This window comes from Mesorhizobium jarvisii (assembly GCF_003601985.1).
GTDB lineage: Bacteria > Pseudomonadota > Alphaproteobacteria > Rhizobiales > Rhizobiaceae > Mesorhizobium > Mesorhizobium jarvisii.
Window position 1 is genome coordinate 467009 of the sequence record NZ_QZXA01000005.1, and the last position, 23897, is coordinate 490905.

General features: G+C 63.4%; 26 protein-coding genes. 14 read left to right on the forward strand and 12 right to left on the reverse strand.

Features of this window, described 5'->3' with window-relative positions:
• Positions 1 to 23 precede the first annotated feature (23 nt).
• From D3242_RS15865 to D3242_RS15885, 5 genes are all read right to left on the reverse strand, one after another.
• Positions 24 to 1058 (reverse strand): ABC transporter substrate-binding protein, encoded by a 1035-nt coding sequence (locus tag D3242_RS15865; RefSeq protein ID WP_019860923.1) that lies wholly within the window; start codon positions 1056 to 1058, stop codon positions 24 to 26.
• A gap of 23 nt (positions 1059 to 1081) precedes the next feature.
• Positions 1082 to 1882 (reverse strand): ABC transporter permease, encoded by an 801-nt coding sequence (locus D3242_RS15870; protein WP_019860924.1) that lies wholly within the window; start codon positions 1880 to 1882, stop codon positions 1082 to 1084.
• A complete protein-coding gene (locus D3242_RS15875) occupies positions 1875 to 2795 on the reverse strand; it encodes an ABC transporter permease (protein WP_019860925.1) in 921 nt (306 codons plus the stop codon). Before D3242_RS15875 ends, D3242_RS15870 begins: the two co-directional genes overlap by 8 nt.
• Positions 2795 to 3889 (reverse strand): ABC transporter ATP-binding protein, encoded by a 1095-nt coding sequence (locus tag D3242_RS15880; RefSeq protein ID WP_019860926.1) that lies wholly within the window; start codon positions 3887 to 3889, stop codon positions 2795 to 2797. The genes D3242_RS15875 and D3242_RS15880 overlap by 1 nt, the downstream gene beginning before the upstream one ends.
• 139 nt (positions 3890 to 4028) lie before the next feature.
• Positions 4029 to 5708, reverse strand: a complete 1680-nt coding sequence (locus D3242_RS15885; protein ID WP_019860927.1) for an amidohydrolase — start codon at positions 5706 to 5708, stop codon at positions 4029 to 4031.
• Positions 5709 to 5967: 259 nt separating this feature from the next.
• On the opposite strand from D3242_RS15885, the gene D3242_RS15890 reads away from it, so the two are divergent.
• Positions 5968 to 6621, forward strand: coding sequence for a TetR/AcrR family transcriptional regulator (locus D3242_RS15890; RefSeq protein ID WP_064980711.1), 654 nt, complete (start codon positions 5968 to 5970; stop codon positions 6619 to 6621).
• 23 nt (positions 6622 to 6644) lie between these two features.
• A complete protein-coding gene (locus tag D3242_RS15895) occupies positions 6645 to 7676 on the forward strand; it encodes a histone deacetylase family protein (protein WP_064980712.1) in 1032 nt (343 codons plus the stop codon).
• Between the two features lie 74 nt (positions 7677 to 7750).
• Here D3242_RS15895 and D3242_RS15900 read toward each other — a convergent pair whose 3' ends face one another.
• Complete coding sequence (locus D3242_RS15900; RefSeq protein ID WP_223217861.1) at positions 7751 to 8944, reverse strand: TMEM43 family protein; 1194 nt, start codon at positions 8942 to 8944, stop codon at positions 7751 to 7753.
• A 505-nt stretch (positions 8945 to 9449) separates the two neighbouring features.
• Between D3242_RS15900 and D3242_RS15905 the strand changes: the two genes are divergently transcribed.
• Together D3242_RS15905 and D3242_RS15910 are read left to right on the forward strand one after the other, a co-directional pair.
• Complete coding sequence (locus D3242_RS15905; RefSeq protein WP_027047354.1) at positions 9450 to 10160, forward strand: helix-turn-helix transcriptional regulator; 711 nt, start codon at positions 9450 to 9452, stop codon at positions 10158 to 10160.
• The gene (locus D3242_RS15910; RefSeq protein ID WP_019860934.1) at positions 10157 to 10927 is read left to right on the forward strand and encodes a helix-turn-helix transcriptional regulator; all 771 of its coding nucleotides are present in this window, start codon (positions 10157 to 10159) and stop codon (positions 10925 to 10927) included. The genes D3242_RS15905 and D3242_RS15910 overlap by 4 nt, the downstream gene beginning before the upstream one ends.
• Before the next feature lie 131 nt (positions 10928 to 11058).
• Here D3242_RS15910 and D3242_RS15915 read toward each other — a convergent pair whose 3' ends face one another.
• The 6 genes from D3242_RS15915 to motA are packed head-to-tail and all read right to left on the reverse strand — an operon-like array spanning position 11059 to position 15892.
• Complete coding sequence (locus tag D3242_RS15915) at positions 11059 to 11493, reverse strand: hypothetical protein (RefSeq protein ID WP_064980716.1); 435 nt, start codon at positions 11491 to 11493, stop codon at positions 11059 to 11061.
• Positions 11490 to 12572 (reverse strand): flagellar biosynthesis protein FlhB, encoded by a 1083-nt coding sequence (flhB, locus tag D3242_RS15920; RefSeq protein ID WP_064980718.1) that lies wholly within the window; start codon positions 12570 to 12572, stop codon positions 11490 to 11492. Before flhB ends, D3242_RS15915 begins: the two co-directional genes overlap by 4 nt.
• Positions 12573 to 12575: 3 nt before the next feature.
• Positions 12576 to 13586, reverse strand: a complete 1011-nt coding sequence (locus D3242_RS15925; RefSeq protein ID WP_064980720.1) for a flagellar motor switch protein FliG — start codon at positions 13584 to 13586, stop codon at positions 12576 to 12578.
• Positions 13587 to 13632: 46 nt separating this feature from the next.
• Positions 13633 to 14019 carry a flagellar motor switch protein FliN gene (gene fliN / locus D3242_RS15930; protein ID WP_019860938.1) on the reverse strand — a complete coding sequence of 129 codons (387 nt, stop codon included), beginning with the start codon at positions 14017 to 14019 and terminating at the stop codon, positions 13633 to 13635.
• Between the two features lie 17 nt (positions 14020 to 14036).
• Complete coding sequence (locus tag D3242_RS15935; RefSeq protein WP_020629030.1) at positions 14037 to 14984, reverse strand: FliM/FliN family flagellar motor switch protein; 948 nt, start codon at positions 14982 to 14984, stop codon at positions 14037 to 14039.
• 32 nt (positions 14985 to 15016) lie between these two features.
• Complete coding sequence (gene motA, locus D3242_RS15940) at positions 15017 to 15892, reverse strand: flagellar motor stator protein MotA (RefSeq protein WP_019860941.1); 876 nt, start codon at positions 15890 to 15892, stop codon at positions 15017 to 15019.
• 162 nt (positions 15893 to 16054) lie between these two features.
• Between motA and D3242_RS15945 the strand changes: the two genes are divergently transcribed.
• The 10 genes from D3242_RS15945 to D3242_RS15990 all read left to right on the forward strand — a co-directional run bounded on the left by D3242_RS15945 (position 16055) and on the right by D3242_RS15990 (position 23872).
• Positions 16055 to 17176: a DUF1217 domain-containing protein gene (locus D3242_RS15945; RefSeq protein ID WP_038653309.1), complete on the forward strand. Its 1122-nt coding sequence runs from the start codon at positions 16055 to 16057 to the stop codon at positions 17174 to 17176.
• A 2-nt stretch (positions 17177 to 17178) separates the two neighbouring features.
• Entirely contained in the window at positions 17179 to 17904 is a 726-nt protein-coding gene (flgF, locus tag D3242_RS15950; RefSeq protein WP_019860945.1) for a flagellar basal-body rod protein FlgF, read from the forward strand.
• A 1-nt stretch (position 17905) separates the two neighbouring features.
• The gene (gene fliI, locus D3242_RS15955; protein ID WP_064980723.1) at positions 17906 to 19306 is read left to right on the forward strand and encodes a flagellar protein export ATPase FliI; all 1401 of its coding nucleotides are present in this window, start codon (positions 17906 to 17908) and stop codon (positions 19304 to 19306) included.
• On the forward strand, positions 19287 to 20120 hold the full coding sequence (locus D3242_RS15960) for a hypothetical protein (protein ID WP_064980725.1): 834 nt from the start codon (positions 19287 to 19289) through the stop codon (positions 20118 to 20120). The genes fliI and D3242_RS15960 overlap by 20 nt, the downstream gene beginning before the upstream one ends.
• A 65-nt stretch (positions 20121 to 20185) precedes the next feature.
• The gene (gene flgB / locus D3242_RS15965) at positions 20186 to 20566 is read left to right on the forward strand and encodes a flagellar basal body rod protein FlgB (protein ID WP_019860948.1); all 381 of its coding nucleotides are present in this window, start codon (positions 20186 to 20188) and stop codon (positions 20564 to 20566) included.
• 2 nt (positions 20567 to 20568) lie between these two features.
• Positions 20569 to 20985 carry a flagellar basal body rod protein FlgC gene (gene flgC / locus D3242_RS15970; protein ID WP_010911274.1) on the forward strand — a complete coding sequence of 139 codons (417 nt, stop codon included), beginning with the start codon at positions 20569 to 20571 and terminating at the stop codon, positions 20983 to 20985.
• Positions 20982 to 21305, forward strand: coding sequence for a flagellar hook-basal body complex protein FliE (gene fliE, locus D3242_RS15975; protein WP_019860949.1), 324 nt, complete (start codon positions 20982 to 20984; stop codon positions 21303 to 21305). Before flgC ends, fliE begins: the two co-directional genes overlap by 4 nt.
• 10 nt (positions 21306 to 21315) lie before the next feature.
• A complete protein-coding gene (gene flgG / locus D3242_RS15980) occupies positions 21316 to 22104 on the forward strand; it encodes a flagellar basal-body rod protein FlgG (protein WP_019860950.1) in 789 nt (262 codons plus the stop codon).
• A gap of 5 nt (positions 22105 to 22109) precedes the next feature.
• The gene (gene flgA / locus D3242_RS15985) at positions 22110 to 22634 is read left to right on the forward strand and encodes a flagellar basal body P-ring formation chaperone FlgA (protein WP_167470430.1); all 525 of its coding nucleotides are present in this window, start codon (positions 22110 to 22112) and stop codon (positions 22632 to 22634) included.
• Positions 22631 to 23872: a flagellar basal body P-ring protein FlgI gene (locus D3242_RS15990; protein WP_019860952.1), complete on the forward strand. Its 1242-nt coding sequence runs from the start codon at positions 22631 to 22633 to the stop codon at positions 23870 to 23872. The genes flgA and D3242_RS15990 overlap by 4 nt, the downstream gene beginning before the upstream one ends.
• The last annotated feature ends 25 nt before the right edge of the window (positions 23873 to 23897 follow it).

Consider the following 23897-nt stretch of genomic DNA (forward strand, 5'->3'; position numbering starts at 1 on the left):
CCGCCGGGTCTGGCATGCAGCGATTATTTCTGCAGTTCGGTCCAGATCTTGGTGTAGAGTTCCTGCGTTTCCGGCGCGCACATCTTCTGGAATTCGCCTTTCGGCTTGGCGTCGGCCGGAATGACGACTTCCGGCGCGTCCTTCATGTCGGCCGGCATGTATTTGTCCGAGCCGGTGATGGCGTTGGCGTAACGGTGGAAGGCCGAGAGGCCAGCCGCGTTTTCCGGATCCATGATGAAGTTCTGGAACAGCTTGGCGTTCTCGACGTTCTTGGCTTCCTTCAGGACGACGACATTGTCGCTCCACAGGCCAAAGCCTTCCTTCGGATAGTTGTAATGGATGGCCGCATTGGCCAGACGCTGGCGCAGCGCCGAGCCGTTCCAGTCGCTGGTTGCCTTGAAGTCGCCGGCACCCATCTTTTCGATGGTGTTGTATTCCATCGCGATCCAGTTCGGCTTGGCCGCCACCAAAAGGTCGCGCACCTTCTTCAGCACCGCCTTGTCGTCGGTGCATTGCTGGCCGCCGACATATTTGATCGCCGCAAAGATGACGTCATTCATCTCGGGAACGACGTTGACCTTGCCCTTCAGCTCGTCGGGCGTGTTGAAGACGATGCCCCACGTATCGGCCGGCCCCTTGTAGGCATCGGTGTTGACGACGACGCCGATCGTGCCCCAGGCCCACGGCACCGAATATTTGCGGCCCGGATCGAATTCGGGATTGGCCCATTCCGGCGCAACATTCTTGAAGTTCTCCATCTTGCCCGGATCGGTCTCGAGCAGGAGGCCTTCCTTGATCCAGATCGGCACGTAGGTCTGCGACGGCACGGCGATGTCGAAGCCGGTGCCGCCCTGCCGGATCTTGGCAAGCGCGGTGTCGTTGGAATCGTAGTCGGTGATGGTCACCTTGATCTTGTATTTGTCTTCGAACTTCTTGATCACGTCGGGGCTGGTGTAGTTGCCCCAATTGTAGATGTTGAGCACGCCCTCGGCGCGGGCGAGGCCCGTCGAAGCGAGCAGCGCCAACCCCATGGCGGTCGCCGTTGTCTTCCAGTTCATCGTTCTAACTCCCATTTTCAGGTTCAGTCTCGTTTCCTGCTGACGAAGAAAAACAACGTGACGATCGCGACCGAAAGCAGCAGGAAGGCGGTCGATATCGCGTTGATCTCGGGTGTGACGCCACGGCGGATCTGGCCGAGCATGTAGGTGGGCAGCGTGTCCTGGCCGCCCGATTTGACGAACTCGGTGATGACGACGTCATCGAGCGAGATGACGAAGGCCAGCATCAGGCCGGCAAGGATACCGGGCCACAAAAGCGGCAGCGTGATACGGCGGAAGGTCTTCCACGGGGTCGCGTAGAGATCGGCCGCGGCGCGCTCGAGCGTCAGGTCCATATTCTCCAGCCGCGCCCGGATCGGCAGATAGGCGAACGGAATGCAGAACGCCGTATGCGCGGCGATCAGGTAACCGAGGCCGGAATAGCCGGTGAAGATCTTGATGCGCGAGAAGAAGATCAGCAGCGCCACGCCGGTGACGATCTCGGGCACCATCAGCGGCTGGTTGATTGCCGCATATTTGAAGGTGAGTCCGGGATAGGGGGCGGTGCGCGTGGTGGCGAGTGCCGCCATCGTGGCGAAGATGGTCGACAGCACCGCCGCGATGGCACCGATCTGGAACGAGCGCAGCGTTGCGTCGATGACCTGCGTGTTCTGGTAGGCCGACTGGAACCATCTCAGCGAAAAGCCGCCCCATTCGGATGTCGAGCTCGCCGCGTTGAAGGCGTAGAGGACCAGCACGATGATCGGCAAATAGAGCACGACGAAGCAGGTCGCCGCGATCGCCGTGAAGCCCGGCTGGTGCTTGATGGAGAAGTTGCTAGCCATGACGCACCCCTGACTTGCCGGCGTTGCGCACATAGGCAAGCAACGCCAGCATGACGATGACCATCACCGTGATCGACAGCGCCGAGCCAAGCGGCCAGTTGCGTCCTTGTCCAAACTGCAATTCGATCAGGTTGGACAGCATCATGTTCTTGCCGCCGCCCAGCACGACCGGCGTCACATAGGCGCCGAGTGCCGGAATGAAGACCAGGATCGAGCCGGCAATGACGCCGGGCTTGACCAGCGGGAAAATGATCTTCCGCAGCACTTTGAAGCGTGTCGCGTAGAGATCATAGCCGGCCTCGACCAGGCGGAAATCGAGCTTCTCCATGCTGGCGTAGATCGGCAGCACCATCAGCGGCAGGTAGACATAGGCCATGCCGATCAGGATCGCGGTGTCGGTGTAGAGGATCTGGATCGGCGCCGAGATGATGCCGAGCTTGAGCAGGATCGTGTTGATGATGCCTTCGTTGCGGATGATCTGCAGCACCGCGAAAGTCCGGATCAGGAGGTTGGTCCAGAACGGGATGGTGATCAGGAACAGCCAGAGATCCCTGGTCTTCTCGCTGCGCGTCGCCATGAAATAGGCGGTCGGGAAACCGAGCGCCAAGGTCGCCAGCGTCGTCACCACCGCAAGCTTGATCGAGCGCCAGAAGATGGTGACATGCGCCGCCGCAAGCGAAAGCGTGTCGTCGAAAATGTCACGTTCCATGAACACCGACACCCAGGCATCGGGTGAAAACTGCCATTTCACGTCGCCATAGGCGCCGGGCGTCAGGAACGAGTAGACGAGCACGATCAGCAACGGGCCGGTCGCGGCGAGCAGGATGACCAGCAGCGCCGGTGCTGACAAAAGCCAGCGGTCACGGACATCACGCCGTTCCGCTGCCTTGGCGACTTCTTCCGCGGTGGCCATCAGTCCCTCAGCACTTGCGCGGCGTCGTTGCCGATCAGGATGCCGACCTTGTCGCCGCGCTCGAAACCGCAGCCTGCGCTGCGTGTGTTCTGCTGGCGCACGGTGAAGGCCTCGCCGCTGTCGAGCTGGACATGGATATGCGTGTCGGTGCCGAAATAGACGATGTTCTCGACCGTGCCAGACAGGTCTCCCTTGTCCTTGGTCAGCTTGGCATGCTCGGGCCGCACTACCACCGTGGCGTTGTCCTTCGGCTGGAACCCTTCGGCAACGGTCGCCTCGATGGTCGTCCCGGATTTGAGCGTCGCGCGTGTCTTGCCGTTGCCGGTGCCCGATATGGCGGCGGTGAGGAAGTTGGTCTCGCCGATGAAGTCGGCGACGAAGCGCTCCGCCGGCTTGTCGTATATATCCCAGGGCGAGCCAACCTGCAGGATCTTGCCCGACGACATCACCGCGATGCGGTCCGACATGGTCAGCGCTTCTTCCTGATCATGGGTGACGAAGATGAAGGTGATGCCGGTCTCGTGCTGCAGCCGCTTCAACTCGATCTGCATCTCCTTGCGCAGCTTGTAGTCGAGTGCCGAGAGCGGTTCGTCGAGCAACAGCACTTTCGGCTGCGGCGCGAGCGCCCGGGCCAGCGCCACGCGCTGCTGCTGGCCACCGGAAATCTGGGCCGTGCGGCGGCCGGCCAGCGCTTCCATCTTGACCAGCTTGAGCATCTCGGCGATGCGCGCCTTGATCTCGCCCTTCGGCTTGCCGAGCATCTCCAGGCCGAAGCCGATATTGTCGGCAACCGTCATATGCGGGAACAGCGCGTAGGACTGGAAGACGGTGTTGACCGGCCGCTTGAAGGGCGGCAGCGGCGCGATGTCCTGACCGTAGAGCAGGATTTCACCGGCGGTTGGAAAGTCGAAGCCGGCGATCAGTCGCAGAAGGGTCGTCTTGCCGCAGCCGGACGGTCCCAGCAGCGTGAAGAACTCGTTCTCGCGAATGGATACCGACACCTTGTCGAGGGCGGCGACCTGCCCCTCACCCGATCCGAAAATTTTACTGACGTTTACTACTTCAATCGCATTCCGATCCGGTTTGTCCGGCACGATTACGCCTCACTGTTGACCCCGCTCTTGCTGGCGGAGCTGTTCCCCTGTTCGATGTGACCACACGCCCGGTAGGTTGGCAAGCCCGGCATTGAATCACAGTTCAGTCCGTCTTTAGCCAGCAAGCCTCATGCCATTGTCAGGCCTGATAGGTCACCTTGCCGCCGCAAATCGTCGTCACCGGGCGCACCTTGTGCAGATCGGCCGGCGCCGTCTTTTCCATATCGGCCGACAGCACCACCAGGTCGGCCATATAGCCTGATTTCAGCGTGCCTTTGCGGTGTTCGGCGAATTCGGCATAGGCGCCCTCGACCGTGTAGGCGGCGAGCGATTCCTGCAGCGAAAAACTCTGGTCCGGGTCGCTGTCTGCCCATGGTTTGCGCATCACTGCCGCCTGAATGCCCAGGATCGGGTCGATCGGCGACACCGGCCAATCCGAGGCGAAGACGATATGCGCGCCGGCATTCTTCAGGGTTCGCCAGGCATAGCTCAATGGCCAGCGGGCCGGCCCGATGCGCGACACGGTCGGCTCGAGCGGGAAATCCATGGCGCCGGGCGGGTGCGGCGGCTGCATCGAGGCGATGACGCCGAGTTCGGCGAAGCGCGGCACGTCCGCCGTGGTGGTGACCTCGATGTGTTCGATGCGATGGCGACTGTCGCGCTTGCCATTGGCCTTTTGCGCCGCCTCGTAGCCGTCGAGCACCGCGCGCACTGCGCCATCACCGATCGAGTGCACCGCGATCTGCAGTCCACGCCGGTCGACGGCAACGGCGAGATCGATGAATTGCTGCGGTGTGAAAAGCGGCTCGCCCACCCAGTCGGGACGGTCGGCATACGGCTCGACCATGACAGCCGTCCAGGAATCGAGCACACCGTCATAGAACACCTTGACCATGCCCGACGACAGCCACTCGCTGTTGTAGCGCTCGGTCATGACGGATGCCTTGTCGAGCATGTCGAGCGTCATGAAATTCTTGTAGTGGAAGGGTATCTGCACACGGCAGGGCAACCCCTCCTCGGCCTCGATTTCGGCCAGCAGCTCGAGCTGGTAGAGATTGCCGTCCATGTTCTGGATGGAGGTGATGCCGTGACGCGCGCACCAGGCCAGGCCGCGCCGCATGATGTCGCGGTCGGCGGCGCGTTCGGCCGCGGATGGCATTGGATCCGGCTCGCCGCCGGTCGCCAGCCCCAGCCGCACCCGGCCCTCGCCGGCAAGATCGAGCACCGGGCCGAAGGCCTCGCCCTCGCGCAGTTCGCCGGCTGCCAGGCCATCCTCGCCCATGACGATTTCATTGCCCGGACCAAGCGCGCGACCCTGCAGGATGCCGGCCATCTCCAGCGCCTTGGTGTTGGCCCACATCGTGTGATGATCGGGCGCCGCCATGCAGAACGGGCGATCCGGCAGGATCGCATCGAGATGGTGGCGCGTCACCCGCTCGTCGCCGAGCACCGTGTAGTCGACGCCCTGCCCGACCAGCATTTTTGCGTCGGGCTTGGTCGATGCATAGTCGCGGATCGCCTTTTGCAGCGCTTCGAAGCCATGGACACCGCCAAGCTGAAGATGCGCGAGCTCAGCCCCTCCCGAGAACAGATGCATATGGGCTTCGATGAAGCCGGGCAGGACCGAACCGCCCTTGGCGTCGATCACCTGCGTGGCCGTTCCCTTGAGTTCTTCGATGGCGACCCGGCTGCCAACGGCGATGATGGCGCCATCCTTGACGGCAACGGCCTCGGCTACGGGATTGCCACCGTCCATGGTCAGCACACGACCATTGATGACGATCAGATCCGCATTGTGACCCGTACCCGTAGCAGACATCGCGACTCCGCGCTTTTGATGACCGACTGAGACCGACAGCCCTGCGCTCAACGACCTGCCACTACACCGGAGCGGCGCCACGGAACAAAAAACGATGCCAGTCCGCTGCCTTCGAAATTCCCCTTGTTATCCCTAGGGACAGCGTGGATAAAGAATGCGACTGATTATTCGCGTTTGTCAACATGCGGAATTTAGAATGTATTGTGGACAGCACCCTGCGCTCGTGTTGGGACCAGGCGGGGAACGAGGACATAGAGCAGTGAAGCGCAGTCTCGACCGCAAAACCAGGATAGCGCTCGAGCCGCGCAAGCAGCCTCGGCAGCAACGGTCGAGCAAGGTGGTCGACCGCATTCTCGACGCGGCGCTGATCTTGACGCGGGAGCAAGGAACCAGGACGCCGACGACGCTCGCCATTGCGCAGCGCGCGGGCCTGTCGGTCGGCTCGGTCTATCAATACTTTCCCAACAAGGAAGCCATTCTTCTGGACCTCGCCCGGCGCTGGCTGTCCTCCTTTCCCGAAGTGATCGAGAAGCGCATCAAGGTCCCCCGGCCCACCAGCCGCGACGAATTTCGGCGCGAAGTGCGCAAGCTCTTCATCGACACGTCCAGTATCTATCTCGAAAACGCGACCCTGATGCCGGTGATCGAGGCCATATCCGGCAACGCCGATCTCAGGCCTATCCAGGACGAATATGATCAGCAGATCATCGCGCTTTACGCCGCCTGGCTGCGGCATGTGAATCCGGCTCTCGAAGACAAGATCGCCAAACGGCTTGGCCTGGTGATGATGGAGGTCGGGCACGCCTGCCGGCTGGTCGGACTGAAGAGAGATCGCAGGACATACGACCTCATCGAGGACGATGTGGAAACCATGTGGCTCGCTCTGGTGAGCCCCTATCTCAACCTTGACTGATTTCGCATTTCGAGAGGAATTTCATGAAGACTGTCTATTCGCCGCTTCATGCTGGCCATGCCGGCCAGATGGAACTGGTCACCTCGGCGATCGTGCCGGGTTTTGAAAAACCCTCGCGGGCGGAATTCATCAAGGCACGGGTCGAAAGCGAGAAGCTCGGTCCGATCGTCCTGCCGCTCGAGCACGATCTTGCCGCCGCCAAGCGCATCCACAAATCAGACTATATCGACTTCCTGCCGACGGTCTGGCCGCAATGGGTAGCCTCCGGCCACGAGGGCACGGCCATGCCCTTCACCTGGCCGACGCGCGGCCTGCGTGGCGACGTGCCGCCGAAGCGTGTCGATGCCCTGCTCGGCTACTATTCCTTCGATGCCGGCGCCACCTTCGTCGAAGGCACCTGGGCCGCGATCAAATCGTCCTATGACGTGGCGCTGACCGCGGCCGGCCTGGTCAAGGGCGGCGAGAGGTCGGCCTTCGCGCTCTGCCGCCCGCCAGGCCACCATGCCGGCGCCGGCTTCATGGGCGGCTATTGCTACATCAACAACGCCGCGGTCGCCGCGCAGTGGTTCCTCGACCAGGGCGCCAAACGCATCTCCATCCTCGACGTCGACTACCACCATGGCAACGGCACGCAGGAAATCTTCTACGACCGCGCCGACGTGCAGGTCCTCAACCTGCATGGCGATCCGATGGTCGAATACCCGTTCTTCCTCGGCCATGCCGATGAACGCGGCGCAGGCGCCGGCGAAGGCTTCAACATCAACTATCCCATGCCGTTCGGCACCGGCTGGGACGCCTGGAACGCCTCGCTTGAGGATGCCTGCGCCAAGCTCGCCGCCTATGCGCCCGACATCGTCATCATTTCGCTCGGCGTCGACACTTTCGAGAAGGACCCGATCAGCCAGTTCAAGCTGACAAGCCCCGACTATCCCAAGATCGGTCGCCGCATCGCCAGGCTCGGCCTTCCCACCTTGTTCGTCATGGAAGGCGGCTATGCCGTCGAGGAGATCGGCATCAACGCCGTCGGCGTGCTGACCGGTTTCGAGGACCGCTAAGCCTGCCCACAAACCCGGAGCGGACAATAAGAGGTACGACGAAAAAGGGCGGCATATCAGCCCTTTTTTGCAAGCTACGTTGCGGTACCTGTGCTCGGCGTGGCCATTGGCGCGGCAACCTTGCGTGAGCGGCCGAGATAATAGACCGCCGCCGCCGCGATGACGCCGGCCGCCAGTATGCCTGCCGCCAGAACCGGCCGATACCAGAACCAGGCAATCGCGATCGTCGTCGTGCCGACCAGGATCGCCAGGAAGAAGGCGATGATGCCGGTTCCCATCCGCGCCATGCTGCCGAGGAACGGGATGACGTCGAGGATCACGCCGATCGGGCCGAGGAACAGGGCAAAGCCGATGGTCAGCAGCAAAAGACCGGCGGCGCGCAGCAGCCAGGTGATCAGCGTGTTGGCGCTCACCGCCTCGGCGAACATCTTGTCGGCCGGCACGTTGCCGGTATCGACCATCAGCAGCGCATCGCCCGCTTGCGTCTGGTACGGCTCCAAGCGGCTGCCGACCTGCCGCGCCACAATGCTGACCACGCCGAGCGGCGCCAGTTCGTAGCCGATGCGGTAGTCGCCCAATGCGGGCGTCGTGTTGTCGCTGCCGAGATAGATCTTGCCATCAACGACGCTGAGCGGCTTCGTGCCGGAATAGGCGGCCTTGATCGCCGCCGACTGGCTGGCCGACAGCGAGTACGCCTTGTCGCCGTCGATGCGGTCGAGCACCGGCGTGTCCAGATCGAAGGCGACGAGCTTGCCTTCAGGGATCTGGAAGGCGCGGCTGTGGATCGCCATTGGCGGGTTCTGATGGCCGTCCTGCTTCTTGAAGTCCGAAGAGTCGATCTGGCTGTCGTCCCACACTTTCGAATAGCTGGAGGTGGTCTCCGTCTCCTCGCCGCCGCCAAGCTTCTTGGTGGTCTCGGATTTGGTCTCTTCCTTCCACTGATACATCTCGACGCTGCGCGACAGCCGCAGTCCTTGCGCGGCGATGCCGAAATCCGGATCCGACAGGCCGCTATCGGCCGTCACCGGCCCGCTGACATGCACCAGTCTGCCGTCATTGCCGGCATCGACCCTGTCGGCGCCAATCGAGACCACGGCGCCGGCGCCTTCGGCCAGCGAGCGCGCCGTCTGCACCGCGCGGCCCTCGTTCCAGAACAGCCCGATCACCATCAGCACGATCAAGAGCAGGCCGAAGATAACCCCACCGACCGCGCGCTTGATCCGTCCGAACCACGAGACGGAAGTAACTTCCCGAAATGAATCGCTCATCGTTTCCCCCGAAACAAAAGATGCCGGGAGCCCGCATGGCACCGCTGCCAACGACCGCGGCCGTAACGCAGCTACGAACTCCATTGCCGAAGGTGCCCACCCCTTCGGCGTTTGCGAATCTATCGCATCGGACGGAGCGCGGATATGGCCGGCTTGCGCAGTCCCGGCATTTTCGCACGCTCGAAGGCCGCGAAAGTCGACCTCTGAGTCGCATGTGAGTCCGTCGGATTCGATTTTGTCAAATCGCGTTTGATGTCGGATTCATCTGCGGGTAGATTAGACCCGAATCAGCCGGTCCTTGGGGGGCGCGGCGACCACCCAAAGTCTCACGTTCCGGAATCTTCCGGCGCCAGACGCGGATGTCTTCGCGTTCCCTGAATGGATTCCGTCTGGTTGGGCGCGGCCCCGCGCCTCGTGTGTGTCTCGTAAAAGTAACGCGTTTTCGGGTTCGGCGGCTGGCCTCCAGCATCCGGACGGCAGAAACGATTCCGGCCAAAAGCAACAAATGAGCAGTCCCGCCGCGCTTCTTCAATCCGACACATTGGGCTCGCGCCTGACGTCGCGCGGTGATCTGACCAGCTTTTTCATGGAGCTGATCGCCGAGATCGGCGCCGACAGCTACATGCTGGTCGCCATCGTCCATGACCAGGACCGCAACGACGCGCGCATCGTCTCCTCGAACTGGATCTTCGACGCCATCGAACTGATCGGCAAGCGGCTGATCGCCAGCCTTGCCCAAGGGGCCCTCACGGTCGCGCCCGGCATCCGGCCTAGACCGCTGGTGGCCGCCGAGGCGCCCGATGCCGACGGGCTGGTCTCCGGCGAAGAGGCCCGCCTTCTCGACGTGCTCGGCCATGCCGAGATCTACTCGCTGCGGCTGAATGTCGGCCGCCAGCGTCTGTTCGCCCTGTTCTCGGCGGCGACATCAGGCCATATCGACCAGCCGGCGCTGATGAAGGCGCAGTTGAAATGCTGCTACGCGCTCTCGCATATCCCGCAGCTGATCGCCGCCGCCGCCATGCAGGATCCGCTCTCCGATCGCGAGCGCGAATGCCTGTTCTGGGTCTCGGAGGGCAAGACCACCGATGAGGTGGCGGTCATCCTTGGCGTCTCCTCCAACACCGTCAACAGCTACATCACCCACGCCATCCAGAAATTCGCGGCCTCGAACCGTGCGATGGCCATCGCCACGGCGATCAGGAGTGGCATCATTTGAAACACGCCGACATCAAGGACGCCGCGGAGGCCCTTTTCAACGAGCAGCGCAGCCCCTTCGGCGCCTTCTCGCTCAGCTCCGAGACACATCACGCCGTCACCATTCCCGATGCCGTGCGCCGCTGTCGCTGGATATCGGTCGACATCAACGCCTCGGCCTTCGGCCTGTACTTCGTCAGCCCGTCGCCGGAACGGGCGCGGCTGGTGCCGTGCTTCGATTCCGACTATCCCGGCATTGCCGTGGCGACGAAGTTCATCTCGGGCGCCAATGGCGAGGAGATCGTGCGCCACACCCACAACTCGACGGAGCCACGCTGGTGGACGGATGACGGCGTCGCGGCCATGGCCGAAATGTTCGGCAACCTTGCCTGGACCGCGCAGATATCTCCCCTGGCGCCCGGCACCAGCGGCATTGCCTTTCCCGTCCACGCCGATCGCGGTCAGTGCGGCCTTGTCGTCTTCCTGGGATCGGAGATCGCGCTACCGCAGGATGCGCTCTACGAAATCCACGCCCGCTGTTTTTCCCTCTTCGCCGCTGTCGCGCGTATCCGTCCGAGCGATGCCGGCAGGATGCGAGCCATCTCCAAGCGCGAACTGGAATGCCTGAAGCTGACCGCCAACGGCAACACCAGCGAGGAGATCGCGCGGCTCCTGAAGCTGTCGGTGCATACCGCCAACCAGTACCTGACCCAGTCGACCCAGAAGCTCAACGCCGTCAACCGCAACCAGGCGGTCGCCAAGGCGCTGCGGTTGGGCCTGATCGAGTAATCGCTGATAAGGCGCTCAGGTCTGTTGAGATTCAGGTCAGGCTGAGCCGAAAATGGTTGATACCGAGAACCGGAGCGGAGCGTACTTTTGGGTACGTGAGCTACGTAGCCTCACCTGAATATCAACAGACCTCAGAAGGCCAGCGGCTCGACCCTGCGGATCCGGGCCTGTTCGATCACCGCCTCCAGCAGCGCCGTATTGTGCTCGGGGTCCTCGCCGGGCTTTTCGAACGACACGTAATTGACCGCGACCGAATTGCCGGCCTCGCTCAGCGTCAGCTGGAAATAGACGGTCACACCGGGTGGCCTGAGTTCCAGGTCGAGCACGATGCGCGGACTGCCGCTCCAGTCGACATGCGCCTCGCCGCCATGACCCAGTTTGAGCGTGCCCGGCATGAAGAACAGCTCCACTGCTGAATCGACCAGATCCGAAAGGCAGGCGAAATGCTCCAGCCGGATGAAGGCGATGTAGTCGGCGACATCGATCAATCTCAGTTCGCCGACCACCTGCTCGATGGCGCTGGCGACGATGATCTCGCGGGATTTTGCGTGTGGTTGGCGGTTCATGAAATCTGTCTGCGCTCAGCCTTTTTCGAGTAGACGATCCGCACCAGTTCGGCGACGGCCTGGTAGAATTGCGACGGGATCACATTATCGACCGAAACTTGCTTGTACATGGAGCGGGCGAGCGTCACGTCCTCGAAGATCGGAATGTTGTGCTCCTTCGCGATCTCGCGGATTTTCAACGCCACCAGATCCTGCCCCTTGGCCACCACGAGCGGCGCCGAATCCTCGTCGCGCACATATTTCAACGCAATCGAGAAGTGGGTCGGGTTGGCGATGATCAGCGTCGCGCGCGGCACCGCCGTCATCATCCGCTTGCGCGCGCGGTCACGTGCCAGCGAGCGCAGCCGCGACTTGACGATCGGGTCGCCTTCGGACTGCTTGAACTCGTCCTTCACCTCCTGCTTGGTCATGCGCAGGTCCTGCTTCCAGTGGAAGCGCGACCAGACGATATCGATCGCCGCGATCAGCCCCATGACGAAGACGATCGCCACCAATATGTCGACCGCGATGCCGCGGATGACGAGGCCGAAAGCGACCGGATTGGTGATCATCCCGGCAAGCAGCTTGCGGTGATCCTCCGACAGCGTGAAGGTGAGCACGGCAATGGCGAAGCCGACCTTTGCCAGGGATTTCAGGAACTCGACCCAGCCCTGGGCACCGAACATCCGGTTCCAGCCCTTGGTGATCGAAATGCGCGACAGCTGCGGCCTGATCCGCTCGCCGACGAATTGCGGCATGTTCTGGAGCACCGAGGCGCCGATGCCGGCGACGGTCAAAAGCACCAGCAGGCTGACGACGGCGCGGCTCACTTCCAGCATGACGATCTTGTAGAGATCGATGACATCGGTCTCGGTGTTCATCGGCCAGGCCTCGGGCTTCTCGAGGAACATCGACAGGAACATGCCGAGGTTGATGACCGCGTCCTTGGCATAGAAGACGGTGAACACCAGTATGGCGACGAAGGAGGCGAGGATCGCGGTTTCCCTCGAATGGGGCAGCTTGCCCTGTTCGATGGTGTCGCGGACTTTCTTTTCCGTCGCCTCTTCGGTTTTGGAGTCCTTGTCGGCGGCGTCGGACATGCCTTAGGCGGCGTTCTGCGTCGCGGGAAGTTCGAATGCGCCCTCGCGCGACAGCCGGATGGTCGTCGTCACGATGGTCTTGCGCGCCGACAGTATGTCGGCAGCCGGAACTCCCTCCGACCCTTGTCCAAGTTCGGCTTCGATCATGCGCCGTGACCGTGCGCCGATTGCCGAGAGTACTGCTTCGGCGAGTGCCGCCGATGTACCGCGCAGCGCCAGCGTGACAAGCTCGGTCGACAGTCCGTCGAACAGAAGCACGCGCGCCTTCTGGGTGAGCAGCGGCAGGTCGTCGAAGGCAAAGAGCCTTGCCCTCACACCATCGAGGTCGGGCGTGCCGGCGGCTTCCAGGTCCTGCATGACCTCCTCGAGCAGCGGCTTGTCCAGCTCGTTGAGCACGCTGGCGACGCGCGCCTGTCCGGCCGAAGTGTCCTTGGTCGAGGTTTCCGACAGCACGCTGGTGCGCAACCGGTTTTCGACGATCCTGGTGGCGGCCGCCGGAACATTGGCCATCGTCACCATGCGCTTGATGATTTCGCCGCGCATCTCCTTCGTCAGCGTCAAAAGCACGCTCGCCGCCGCCTGCGGCGCCAGCTTCGACAGCACCATGGCCGCCGTCTGCGGATGTTCGCCGGCCAGGAAGGTGCCCAGCCGCGAAGGTTCGAGTTTTTCGAGATCGGGCCAGATCGGTGGCGGCCCTTCGGGCGCCGCCTCCGGCTTCTTGTTGCCCATGATGGCGTTCATTTCTTCGGGCGACAGCGATTCGTTGAGGATGGTGTCCATCCTGTCGGCGGAATCGAGCAGGCCGGCACCCTCGGTGAATTCGGCCTCGAACTCGGCGACGATGCGCTCGAGATCGCTCTGCGGAATGGTCCTGAGCAGCCGCGCGCCCTCGATCAGCGCCTTGAGCTCTTCCTGCTTGAAGAATTTCAACAGGCGGCTCGCGGACGGCTTGCCCATCGCCACCAATATGGCGGCCGCCTTCTGCGCGCGCGTCAAGGTCGTCAGCGGCGTCATGCTGCCTCTCGCCTCCGCTGCAACCGGCAAGCCCCACCAGCCATGTCTAGGCGCCCTTCGTGCCGGCGATGATTTCGGTCAGCCTGATGCCGAAGCGCGAGGGATCGCTTTCGAGCACCGTGATCTCGCCGCGGGCGATCTTGCGGCCGTTGACCACGACGTCGACCGGTTCGCCGATGCGGCGGTTGAGCGCCACCGTCGAGCCCTTCTGCAGCGCCATCAGGTCGGCCACCGCCATCTCGGTGCTGCCGAGGATGATCTGGACATCGACGGGGATGTTCATGATGACGTTCGAATTGGCGCCCGCGGCGGCCCTGAAAGCCGCATCTGGGCGTTGCTCCTCTTCATGCAGGACCCCGCGCAATTCCTCGATGGCGCGGTCTAGCTGCTCGTCCGGCTGGTCGAGTTCTGCTTCCACTTTGGTCTTGGCCATGCGTTGTCTCCAAAAGCTCAGGCGCGCCCGGCACCGGCCGGCATGAGCCCATCGATGAAATCCTGCCCGGCATCGAAGGGATGCTTGATTCGGACGGTGTAATTCTGCCCCAGTTTGCCGAACTCGCATACGAACAGCGTCTGGCCGCGCGCGCTGAGGCGAGCTCGTGATTGCGCCGTTTCGTCGAAGTCGATGACCTGGCCCACTTGGAGATTGGCGAGGTCGCCAAGCGTCAGCCGCGTCAGCGGCATGGTGGCTTCGAGCGCCACCGTCGAGCGCATCACCTCTTCCGAAAAGCGTGCGCGCCAACTGCTGCCATGATCGTCTTCGCTGAGGCCGGCGGTGCCGTCGCGGCCGGCAAGGACGACACGCTGCGGCATGGTCACCGTGATGGAGCCGCTGTCGACCGGCGTCGAGATGCCAAGGACGATGCGGATGGCAGCGCCGTCGCGCAGCACATGCCGTTTCGCCTCGGTACCCGACATCGCCCGCGGCACGGGCAGACGCAGGTCGAGCGAGCGCCGCCCGGATCCGTTCAGCGCCTGCGCCACCTCCTGGAACACCATGGTCGAGACATCGGCCTCGATCGGCGACAGATCGCGCTCGATCGGCGACGCCGGCATATCCGGATCGCCGCCAAACAGCGTCGAGACCATGATCGCGATCGCGGCAGCGTCGATGACGAGCGTCATCGCATCAGAGGATGCCGGCGAACCGACGACTGTCATGGCGAAATTGTCGCCGGCGCGCGAGCGCGCCTCGGGGACGCGGCTGACCTCGACGGCCTTGAGGTCGACGATGACGGGAACGCCGAGCTCGTCCGAAAGGCCCTTCTGCAGCAGCGGCACGGCGCGTTCGGCCATGGCGCGGCCGGCGTCGATGACCTGATCGGCCTCGCCGCTGTCGCCGACCAGGCGCTCGATGATCAACGAACGCGCTTGCGCGGGGCTGCCTGGGCTGGTCATGACCGTGTCGGCACCGATCTGTCGTGCATTGCTCAAGCGGCCTTCTTCTCGGCGCCGCCGGTGTTCATCGTGCTCTGCTCGACGGCGTCGATGGTCGGCCGCTCATAGGACGAGATCGTCTTGCGGCCGAATTCGATCGCCACCTGCGGCAGCGCGCCGTTCATGTAAGCGAGCAGCGTCTGCTTGACGATGATGTAGAGGCGGTTCTTCTTCTCGCGCACCGTCTTGATCTTGGTGGCGACGGGCCCGACCACGGCATAGGACAGGAAGATGCCGAGGAATGTGCCGACAAGCGCGGCGCCGATCAGGCCGCCGAGGATTTCCGGCGACTGGTCGAGTGCGCCCATCGCCTTGACCACGCCAAGCACGGCGGCGACGATGCCCAGCGCCGGCAGGCCGTCGCCGACAGCGACCAGCGCGTGATAGGCCTTCATCTTGTCGGACTTGATGGTCTGGATCTCCTCGTCCATCAGCGCCTCGATCTCGTGCGAGCGGGCATTGCCGATGATGATGATGCGGCAGTAGTCGCAGATGAAATTCATCAGATCGTGATTCTTGAGCACCGTCGGAAAGGCCTGGAAGATCGCTGATTCTTCCGGATTGTCGATATGCGCCTCGACCTCGCTGCGCGACTTCGAGCGCAATTCGCGCATCAGGCTGTGCAGCACGCCGAGCGTTTCCAGATAGTCCTGTTCTTTCGGCACCGCCTGCTTGAACGCCTCGAGAATGCCCCTGCCGGTATCCTTGACCGTCTTCATTGGGTTGGCGACGAGGAACGTCCCCAGTGCGGCGCCACAGATGACCACGGCTTCCCACGGCTGGACCAGCACGTGCAGATGCCCGCCCATGGCCATGAAGCCGCCAAGGACGCAGCCGAGCGTCACCACAAGTCCAATCAGAATGCCCACGACAGGTCCTTCCGCATTTCACAACAGGTCCAAGGGATAGTCCCCGTGCCTTGTGTGAGGCTTGAATCCGGGCTGCCACGGAACCGAATGTTGGGCGATTCAGTTTCGCGCAAGGAAGTGAGGTTATTGTCGCGACATTAAGCTTCGGCCGGAGGCATGACGTTGCTCAATACCTTTACCAGCTACCAGTTGATCACCAAGGACATAAACAAGTCGATCGACCGCATCGAGCAGCAGCCGACTGTCGACCGCGATACCAAATATTACCTGGCCAACATAACCAAGGTAAAATCGATCGATGATTTCGTCAACAATGACCGGCTCTTCAAATTTGCCATGAAGGCCTACGGGCTGGAGGACATGGACTACGCCAAGGCCTTCATGGTCAAGGCGCTCAAGGAAGGCGTCACCGACCCTAACAGTTTCGCCAACAAGCTGACCGACAAGCGCTATGCCCAATTCGTCAGCGCCTTCAACTTCGCCGCCAATGGCGCCGACGCCACCATCTACAACAAGGCGCAGCAGCTGGTGACGAAGAATTACGCCACGCAGGCGCAGATCGCCGGCCTGGATCCGAATTCGGACTATGTGAAGGGCGAGACGACCTACTATCTCGCCAACATCACCAAGGTGAAATCGGTCGACGACCTGATGTCGAACAGCCGGCTCTACACTTACGCGCTGGCCGCGTTCGGTCTCGATTCGGCGACGGAGAACAAGGACCTCATCAAACAGGTCCTGCAGGGTGGCGTGCGCGACCCCAACAGCGTCGCCAACAAACAGAAAAACCCGGCCTACGCGGCATTGGCCTCGGCCTTCAACTTCGAGCAGTACGGCGAAGCCGCCACCACCATCAATCCGGCGCAGCAGCCGACTGTCGACAAGTATATGCGCCAGACGCTCGAGGAGGATGCCGGCAAGACCAATGAGGGCGTGCGGCTGGCGCTTTATTTCCAGCGCAAGGCGCCCGACATCACCAGCTGGTACGATGTGCTCGCCGACACCGCCCTTGCAAGCGTCGTGCGCACTGCGCTGGGGCTCCCCGATTCCTTCGCCACTGCCGACATCGACAAGCAGGCGCAGCTCTTCGAACAGAAGCTCGACATCTCGGATTTCACCGACCCCGTGAAACTCGGCAAGTTCCTGACCCGCTTCACCAGCATGTACGAGATCAACAATCCGACCTCGACGGCCGTGACGTCAGTCAGCGTGCTCTTTGCCCAGCCGGTCACGGCGGGCATCTCCACCGACCTGATGATGGCCATGCAGAAGTTGAAGTTCTGATCATGCAGGATAGTCTCTACGTCGCCCTTTCCGCGCAGATGGCGCTCGAGCGCCGGCTCGACACCATCGCCGACAATGTCGCCAACGCCAACACTGTCGGCTTTCGCGCCACCGGCGTGAAATTCGAGGACATGGTGTCGGGCACTGGGCAGAAATCAGTGTCCTTCGCCTCGTCGGGCAAGACCTATCTTTCGGGCGCCCACGGTTCGCTGACCGAGACCGGCAATCCGTTCGATTTCGCCATCCAGGGCGACGCCTGGTTCGCCATCGACACACCGGCCGGCACCGTCATGACCCGCGACGGCCGCTTCTCGATGAACGAGAATGGCGAGCTGATGTCGATCGAAGGCCATCCGGTGCTCGACGCCGGCGGCGCGCCGATCCAGCTCGACCCCCGCAACGGTCCGCCCAAGGCCGGCGCCGACGGCTCGCTGCGCCAGAACGACCAGCTTGTCGGCTCGATCGGCCTCTACAATTTCGACCCGGGCGAGAATTTCGTGCGCTACGGCAATTCCGGCATCGTGCCGGCGCGCACCCCCGAGCCGGTCACCGACCGCTCCGATGTCGGCATCGCCCAGGGCTTCGTCGAAGAATCCAACGTCAATCCGGTGCTGGAGATGACCCGCCTGATCATGGTCCAGCGCGCCTTCGAGAACACTGCCGCCCTGATGCGGCAGACGGATTCTTCCACTGACGAGGCGATCAAGACGCTCGGCTCGAAGTCATAGTATGTCGCTCGACCGGTCCTCCATCCGCGCACCCGAAAGGCAGTTGCAGCCGGCGCCCGAAGATCGGCTCGCCGCACTGGAACGGGTTATCAGGCGTTTCGGCAACGCCGACGGGCTGGTCAAGCGTGGCGGTCTCGTCACCGAAGTCACGTCCACGCACTACAAGGTGCGCGGCCTTTCCGATTTCGCCAGGCTGGGCGACATCGTCGAGCAGCGCGGCCAGTCCGGCGCGCGCCGCGGCGAGATCGTCAAGATCAGCCGCGACGAAGTCGTCGTCGCTCCCTTCGAACGCAGCGCCGATGCCGGTATCGGCGATGCGGTGTTCCGCAGGGGTCCGCTGGCGGTGGCGCCGCATGATTCATGGCGCGGCCGCACCATCGACGCGCTTACCCGGGCCATCGATGGCGGTCCGCCGCTGATCAGGGGCGAAGACCTGTCGGGCGGCGCCACGACGCCAGGCGCAATGGCGCGGCAGCGCGTCGGTACCGCCTTCATGACCGGCGTCAAGGTCATCGACATCTTCACGCCGCTGTGCTTCGGCCAGCGCATGGGCGTCTTCGCTGGTTCGGGCGTCGGCAAGTCGACGCTGCTCGCGATGCTCGCCGGCGCCGACGCGTTCGACACCGTCGTCGTGGCGCTGATCGGCGAACGCGGCCGCGAGGTTCGCGAATTCCTCGAGGACACGATCGGCGACAGCATGGCCAAGACCGTGGCCGTCGTCGCCACAAGCGACGAGAGCGCCATGATGCGCCGGCGCGCGCCCGACACCGCCATGCGCGTCGCCGAGCACTTTCGCGACCAGGGCCAGCGTGTGCTCCTGGTGCTGGATTCGATCACCCGCTTCGCCCATGCGTTGCGCGAGGTGGCGACGGCAACCGGCGAGCCGCCGGTCGCCCGCGGTTATCCCGCCTCGGTTTTCACCGAACTTCCCAAATTGCTCGAGCGCGCCGGACCGGGGGCCGAAGGCAAGGGGTCGATTACCGCCATCATTTCCGTGCTGGTCGACGGCGACGACCACAATGATCCGGTCGCCGATTCCGTGCGCGGCATCCTCGACGGCCATGTCGTGCTCGACCGCGCGATCGCCGAACAGGGTCGCTATCCGCCGGTCAATCCGCTGTCGTCCATATCGCGCCTGGCCGGCAAGGCCTGGAGCGTCGAACAGCGCGCTTTGGTGACGCGGCTGAAGTCGATGATCGCCCGCTTCGAGGACACGCGCGACATCCGCCTGCTCGGCGCCTATCAGGGTGGCGCCGACGCCGAGCTCGACATCGCCGTGCGCCAGGTGCCGCTGATCTACGAGGCGCTGACGCAATCGCCCAGGGACCGCCCGTCCGCCGATCCGTTCTCCGATCTCGCCCGCCATCTCAAGGGAAAGCTGAATGCCGAATCAGGAGACTGAACGCCAGTACACCGAGCGCATCCTGAATGAGATGATCGCCGCGGCGAACGCCGCCGAGGAAGCTCGAGCCGAGGAGGAGAGGAGGGCCAAGGCAAAAGCCGCCAGCGCCATCGCGGCCAAGACCGCGGCTGTTCTGGCCAGAGCCGTCAAGCCGATCCTACCCCGATCCGAACCTGTGGCTCGGGCTGCCGCGCCCGTCGCGCCTGTGGTCCCCCGCGTCGAGCCTGCCGAGATGGCGCAGGCTAGCCGCGAATCGCTGATCGACGGCCTGTTTCCCGTCACCGAATGGCCGCAGCCGCCAAAGGCGCAATTTCCAAAATTGAGCAAGAAGGCGGACCGGCGCAGCGACTTCGTCATCGCCGCGCTCGGCGTCACGCTCGGCCTGATCTGCGCCCTGTTTCCCTGGTATATCTTCTTCAACCAGGAACAGTTCGGCGTTCAGGCGATCAAGTTTGGCGGCACCGGCACCAATTCGGGACGCGAGGGTGGCGGCGTGGTGACCTCGCGCAGCGCGCCGCTGACGGCCAAGGACCTTCCCAACACCAGCATCGACCTGCTCGCCACCGGGACGGTGCAGGATGAGGCCACCCCGGCGCAGCCGCCCGGCGACCAGCCCTTCCCGGCCGATGTCGCGAAATTCCGCATGGTTCATGTCGCCAACGGCCGCGCCATGATCGAGGACGACACCGGCCTGTGGATCGTCCAGCGCGGCTCGATACTGCCGGACTCCAGCACGGTCTCGTCGATCGAGCAGCGCAACGGCAAATGGGTCATGCTGACCAGCACCAACCAGTTGATCCAGCTTTCCAGGTAGCGGCTGCCCGCAAGGTCCGCGCAAGACTGGCGGCCTAGTCTTTGGGCACATGCCCGGAGATTCCCATGGAGCCCGTTTCCCTTTTCGATCTCGCCGCCAAGCAAGCGCAGTGGCTTTCCGTGCGCCAGTCGGCGATCGCCGGCAACATCGCCAACGCCAACACGCCGGGCTACACGGCAAACGATGTCGAGCCCTTCGAGAAGGTGCTCGACCGCACGGCTGTGTCGTTGCAGACCACCGAGGCCGGCCATCTCGGCAGCGCGGCGACCAATGCCGGCTTCACCATCAAGCCGCAGGAAGATGACGGCGTGGTCATGCCGTCCAAGAACACCGTCGTGCTTGAGGACCAACTCCTCAAGGCCGGCGAGGTGCGCCGTTCCTTCGAGCTCAACACGGCGATCGTCAAGGCTTTCCACTCGATGATGATGATGGCGGTGAAGAGCTGACCATGGACGCACTGACCGCAGCCCTGAAAGTCGCAGCATCCGGCCTCGGCGCCCAGTCCGAGCGCCTGCGCGTGGTTTCTGAAAACCTCGCCAATGCCCAGTCGACCGGCACCACGCCCGGCGCCGACCCCTATCGCCGCAAGACCATCAGCTTCGTCTCCGAGCTTGACCGGGCTTCCGGCGCCTCGACGGTTGAAGTGAACTCGATCGACCGCGATCCGAGTGTCTTCCCCGTTGAATTCCAGCCCGGCAACGAGGCCGCCGACGAGAAGGGCTACGTCAAGATGCCCAATGTCAACGTGCTGATCGAAATGGCCGACATGACGGAGGCCAACCGCTCCTACGAGGCCAACCTGCAAGTCGTGAAGCAGGCGCGCGACCTCATTTCAATGACCATCGACCTGATGAGGAACCAATGATCGTGAACGGCATCGGCGCGCTCAACCTGAAGCCCGGGCTGGGCGATACGGCGACCGACCTGCTTCAGGGCGGTGTCGCGCCGGCGACATCGGGCAACCTTGGCACCTCCTTTGCCGAAGCTGTGAGCCAGGCAGCCTCCAAGACCGTCAACACGCTGCAGAATGCCGAACAGGTGTCGCTCCAGGCGCTCAAGGGCGATGCCGACACCCGCCAGGTCGTCGATGCCGTGATGAGCGCGCAGCAGGCGCTTCAGACCGCCGTCGCCATCCGCGACAAGGTCGTTTCGGCCTACCTCGAAGTCAGTCGCATGGGTATCTGAGGAGCAGGTCATGAAAGCACTTTCCATCGCCGCCACCGGCATGAATGCCCAGCAGACAAATCTGGAAGTCATCGCCAACAACATCGCCAACATCAACACCACCGGCTACAAGCGGGCGCGCGCCGAATTCTCCGACCTGCTCTACCAGGTCGACCGCACGCAAGGCGTACCCAATCGCTCCAACGCCTCGCTGGTGCCGGAAGGCGTTTCGATCGGTCTCGGCGTCAAGACGACGGCCGTGCGCAACGTGCACACCCAGGGCGAACTGACCAGCACCGGCAACAGTTTCGACATGGCGCTGACCGGCAGGGGCTGGTTCCAGATCGAGGGCGCCGATGGCGGCACGCTCTACACCCGCGCCGGCGCCTTCAACACCAACGCCACCGGCCAGTTGGTGACGGTGGATGGCGCCAATGTCATTCCGGCCATCACCGTGCCGACCGATGCGGTCGAGGTGATCGTCAACAAGACCGGTCAGGTCTTTGCCCGCATCGACGGCCAGACCGACCTGCAGAATCTCGGCCAGCTCCAGATCGTCAACTTCGCCAACGAGGCGGGCCTCGCGCCGCTCGGCGACAATCTGTTCCAGGAAACGACGGCCTCCGGCCCGGCCAATGCCGGCGTGCCCGGCGATCCCGGCTTCGCCACCATCCAGCAGGGCTATCTCGAGGCCTCCAACGTCGACCCGGTCAAGGAAATCACCGAGCTGATCTCGGCGCAGCGCGCCTATGAGATGAATTCCAAGGTGATCCAGGCCGCCGACGACATGGCCTCGGTCGTCTCCAAGAACATCAGGTAGGGATGATGGCCATGCCGATCTCCTGCTCCGCATTCCGCCGCACCGCGCTGGTCCTTGCGCTGGTGGCCGCCGGCTTGCCGGCTTTCGCCCAGGAATCGACAAATCAATCGGCAACGCAGATCGCCAGCAATCAGCCTGCCGGCGAGGTCGTGCTGATCCCCAGCCGCGTCATCTACCCCGGCGAGACCATCGAACTCGCCGCCCTGAAACAGGTGACCCTCATCCCCGGCAAGCACAAGCCCGATGCGATGGCGACCCGCGCCGAGGAGCTTCAAGGCAAGATCGCCAAGCGCACGCTGCTGCCCGGTCGCTACATCCCGACCGCCGCCATCCGCGAGGCCTGGCTGGTCGAACAGGGTGCTGCCGTGCAGGTCTTCTTCATCGCCGGCGGACTGACGATATCGGCCACCGCGGTAACCTTGCAACCAGGTTCGGCCGGCGACCTCATCAAGGTTCGCAACAGCGATAGCGGCAAGATCCTCTCCGGCACGGTGATGGCCGACGGGACCATCCAGGTCAGCGCTTCATGATGCGCCCGTTTGCCCTTCTGCTCGCTGCCACGCTAGGCCTGCAGCCTGCACTGGCCGACGGCCTGACGCCCAAGGCCAAGCGCGAACTCGCCGCCAAGAACGGCGGCGTCTACGACGATCCGGAATATGATCCGGCGACCACCACTCGCATGTTCCGCGTTTCGCCCGGGCCAAGCTCGCTGCCGCCCGGCCAGGTCGCCTCGCGCATCAAGGACATCGCCCAGTTGCAGAGTTCGCGCGACAACCAGCTGGTCGGCTACGGCCTGGTCATCGGCCTCGCCGGCTCGGGCGACAGCCTGCGCAATTCGCCGTTCACCGAGCAGTCGATCCGCGCCATGCTGGAAAATCTCGGCATCGCCACCGAAGGCGGCAGCGCGCGCGCCAAGAACGTCGCCGCCGTCATCGTCACCGCCAACATGCCCCCCTATGTGCAATCGGGCGCCCGCATCGACATCGACGTCTCCTCGATGGGTGACGCCACCTCGCTGGCCGGCGGCACGCTGATCATGACGCCCCTGAAGGCGGCGGATGGCGAGATCTACGCCGTTGGCCAGGGCGCGGTCATCGTTTCGGGCTTCACCGCCCAGGGCCAGGCCGAACAATTGACGCAAGGCGTGCCGACCGCCGGCCGGGTGCCGAACGGCGCCATCGTCGAGCGTTCGGTGAAGGCCGAATTCGACGACCAGTCGACGCTGACGCTGCAATTGCGCAATCCCGATTTCTCGACCGCGATCCGCATCGCCGACGCGATCAACGACTATACCAGCCAGCGCTTCGGCATGCGCGTCGCGGGTGAGCGCGATTCCCGCACCGTGCAGATCAGAAGGCCAAAGGGCGTTTCGGCCGCGCGCTTCTATGCCGAGATCGAAAACCTCGTGGTCGAATCCGATACCCCGGCCCGCGTCGTCATCGACGAGCGCACCGGCACCATCGTCATTGGCAACGACGTCAAGATCTCGCGCGTCGCCATCAGCCACGGCACGCTGACGGTGCGCATCACCGAAGCGCCGCGCGTCGTGCAGCCCGAACCCTTCTCCAAGGGCGAAACCGCTGTCGAGCCGTTCACCGCCATCGACGCCAGCCGGCCCGATGCCCGCGTCGCGGTGCTCGATGGACCCGACCTGCAAACCCTCGTTTCCGGCCTCAACCGCCTCGGCGTCAAGCCGGACGGCATCATTGCCATCCTGCAAGGCATCAAGTCGGCCGGCGCCCTGCAAGCCGATCTGGTTCTTCAATAGGCGATGCCGATGATCCCCTCCCTCC

Excerpts from the sequence above, each read along its gene's own strand:
- D3242_RS15990 (WP_019860952.1), top strand. The coding sequence starts at position 22,631 with ATGATGCGCCCGTTTGCCCTTCTGCTCGCTGCCACGCTAGGCCTGCAG.
- D3242_RS15905 (WP_027047354.1), top strand. The coding sequence starts at position 9,450 with ATGAGCAGTCCCGCCGCGCTTCTTCAATCCGACACATTGGGCTCGCGC.
- D3242_RS15935 (WP_020629030.1), bottom strand. The coding sequence starts at position 14,984 with ATGACCAGCCCAGGCAGCCCCGCGCAAGCGCGTTCGTTGATCATCGAG.
- flgB (WP_019860948.1), top strand. The coding sequence starts at position 20,186 with ATGGAGCCCGTTTCCCTTTTCGATCTCGCCGCCAAGCAAGCGCAGTGG.
- flhB (WP_064980718.1), bottom strand. The coding sequence starts at position 12,572 with ATGTCCGACGCCGCCGACAAGGACTCCAAAACCGAAGAGGCGACGGAA.
- fliI (WP_064980723.1), top strand. The coding sequence starts at position 17,906 with ATGTCGCTCGACCGGTCCTCCATCCGCGCACCCGAAAGGCAGTTGCAG.
- flgF (WP_019860945.1), top strand. The coding sequence starts at position 17,179 with ATGCAGGATAGTCTCTACGTCGCCCTTTCCGCGCAGATGGCGCTCGAG.
- D3242_RS15895 (WP_064980712.1), top strand. The coding sequence starts at position 6,645 with ATGAAGACTGTCTATTCGCCGCTTCATGCTGGCCATGCCGGCCAGATG.
- flgC (WP_010911274.1), top strand. The coding sequence starts at position 20,569 with ATGGACGCACTGACCGCAGCCCTGAAAGTCGCAGCATCCGGCCTCGGC.
- D3242_RS15900 (WP_223217861.1), bottom strand. The coding sequence starts at position 8,944 with ATGAGCGATTCATTTCGGGAAGTTACTTCCGTCTCGTGGTTCGGACGG.
- D3242_RS15925 (WP_064980720.1), bottom strand. The coding sequence starts at position 13,586 with ATGACGCCGCTGACGACCTTGACGCGCGCGCAGAAGGCGGCCGCCATA.
- flgA (WP_167470430.1), top strand. The coding sequence starts at position 22,110 with ATGGCCATGCCGATCTCCTGCTCCGCATTCCGCCGCACCGCGCTGGTC.
- fliE (WP_019860949.1), top strand. The coding sequence starts at position 20,982 with ATGATCGTGAACGGCATCGGCGCGCTCAACCTGAAGCCCGGGCTGGGC.
- D3242_RS15870 (WP_019860924.1), bottom strand. The coding sequence starts at position 1,882 with ATGGCTAGCAACTTCTCCATCAAGCACCAGCCGGGCTTCACGGCGATC.
- fliN (WP_019860938.1), bottom strand. The coding sequence starts at position 14,019 with ATGGCCAAGACCAAAGTGGAAGCAGAACTCGACCAGCCGGACGAGCAG.
- D3242_RS15865 (WP_019860923.1), bottom strand. The coding sequence starts at position 1,058 with ATGAACTGGAAGACAACGGCGACCGCCATGGGGTTGGCGCTGCTCGCT.
- D3242_RS15960 (WP_064980725.1), top strand. The coding sequence starts at position 19,287 with ATGCCGAATCAGGAGACTGAACGCCAGTACACCGAGCGCATCCTGAAT.
- D3242_RS15875 (WP_019860925.1), bottom strand. The coding sequence starts at position 2,795 with ATGGCCACCGCGGAAGAAGTCGCCAAGGCAGCGGAACGGCGTGATGTC.
- flgG (WP_019860950.1), top strand. The coding sequence starts at position 21,316 with ATGAAAGCACTTTCCATCGCCGCCACCGGCATGAATGCCCAGCAGACA.
- D3242_RS15915 (WP_064980716.1), bottom strand. The coding sequence starts at position 11,493 with ATGAACCGCCAACCACACGCAAAATCCCGCGAGATCATCGTCGCCAGC.
- D3242_RS15885 (WP_019860927.1), bottom strand. The coding sequence starts at position 5,708 with ATGTCTGCTACGGGTACGGGTCACAATGCGGATCTGATCGTCATCAAT.